Annotated in this window: 1 protein-coding gene; it reads right to left on the bottom strand. The window is 52.7% G+C overall.

Annotated features, from left to right (window positions below; genetic code table 11):
- Positions 1–137 precede the first annotated feature (137 nt).
- Complete coding sequence (locus KI787_15660; GenBank protein ID MBV6631387.1) at positions 138–1373, bottom strand: restriction endonuclease; 1236 nt, start codon at positions 1371–1373, stop codon at positions 138–140.
- Positions 1374–1957 lie beyond the last annotated feature (584 nt).

Raw genomic sequence — 1957 nt, 5'->3', positions numbered from 1 at the left:
CCCTGAAGGAGCGACATCCGGAAGCGGTAGTAATCCCTCATTCCCGCTAACACCCTAGCTCAGCGGCACTTGCGAGCTGGCGAGGATTGGCATAGCCAAACGCAGCCTGCTCGCAAGTGTCCGACTGGAGCGCATTGTTATACGTCATTTTTTTCGGACATTCGAAACTTCGTAACACGCTCTACCACCTCCATAAATTCATCTATGGATTCATGTGGGCGCTCCATTGCACACAGCGGGCAACTCTGTTCCTTCCCGACATCAAACCCCACCTTGCATGGGCGATCATAGGACTCTAGCCGAAGATGACGTTTCGGCTCCCCATCACCTTCACCACCCGGCCCAAATCTATCCCAGTACGACTCGACTTCCTTGTCACTAAGTACCTGAGCATCAGCCATCACTCGTGAACAATCGCTTACACATACGTCTTCAAGCTCGGCTTGGAGAGTCCCAAGCACGGGCTCCAAAATAATATTTCGTACTTCTTGTGGGTAGTCGCGACCGTCAACGCTTTCCCAAGCATTCGTCAACAAAGCGGTGGTGGTGTCTTTACCCACCCGTAGCAACGAAATCTGGACCAGATATGTGATGGCGCCAATTAGTGGGTCCTGTCGTGCGCCATGATCATTTGCCCTAAATGCCAGATAGAGAAAGTTAACCAAACCATTGCACAGATTGGCGACAAGTACTTCGTTTGAGGCTACAGATGTCCAGTTTCTGGAGGCGATGTTGCCGTTGGCGAGCTCTGACGCGACCAAAGCGAAGAGTGATCGTTCATCCACCGAAATCTTGTCTCGTTTTTCCCAGATAGAACGAAGAGCCGGCCCATCGGAAAAAGTTGCGTAATCCCAAAGCTTGGCGCTTACGACCTCAACCCGACCCTGAGGGCTGAGGGCTTCCTTGTGCAGCCTGATGACCGCGAGGGGGTTTTTAGAACAAAGATTCTCCAACTCCGTCTTTTCCCACAATTTCACCACTGGTCGTGGATGATTCGCTTGCCACTCCTTAACCCAGTCTCTTGTTGGATTGGAAAATTGAGTGTTGGTAGCGATGACTACGACGTCTACGTGTTTTTTGCCCGAAACGTTGAGAACAGTTTCATGGACCTCGCTGGGCTCAACTGTCCCACTTCGTCCCTTCGCATCTACCCACCAAGCCTGCTTCGCCAATGTTCCGTCGGGCGATGGGGTAAAAAACGAAAGCTCCAGATCACGTCCTTGATCGGCGGCACCGCCGCCTTGACCTCCAATCCTCCATTCCAGATTCTTTGCTCCCATGGAATCGAAAAGCCAATAGAGAAGCTCTTCAAGATCCTTTCCCTTAATCTCGCTCCAGGGAATTTCGGATGGGAGGATGAGTTCAGATGCCACTAAGGCCTCCTTGACGTATAACACCTGAGCTCAGCGGCGCCATGCCCGCGCAGCGGGTGTGGCGTCCGACTGAAGCAATTTGTTATGTGCGACCTCATGCGAAGCGCCTCCGCGATTATTGTTTGCCCCGACCTAAGCATACGCGGAACCTAGGGGACTTCAATGGCGTGGCACTAATGCCCGCCAATGAGTCCTAGATTGCCCATAGCAGTTCGCGTTGAAGTACCCGACCCATTGGCAGGTGTAGCCAAGCCGTGCATTGCAGAACCTTTTGATCGAAGTGACCCTGTGATACGGCAAACGCTGGCTGGATACCGGTACGTGCGAGGGCTAAGCGAAGGTGCCCTGCCAAATGCCCATGTAAGCCTTGTAGCGGCGGGAGGCTTCACAAAAGGTTTCGCTGGCTATTCAATCCTTTCGTGCAGTACAGGCAACAGACGGCAGGACCATTTGACTGAACAGAAGCGCCGAACCAATCAGCTAACACCAGGCCCACTAAAATAAAAACTACGTTTATTGATAAAGCACATAACGCCCTAGCTCAGCGGCACTTGCGAGCGGGCGAGGATTGGCGCAGCCAAACG

It is taken from the genome of Oceanococcus sp. HetDA_MAG_MS8 (assembly GCA_019192445.1).
GTDB lineage: Bacteria > Pseudomonadota > Gammaproteobacteria > Nevskiales > Oceanococcaceae > MS8.
The sequence above is the reverse complement of the archived record's forward strand: the minus strand, read 5'-3'. Positions and strand labels throughout refer to the sequence as shown.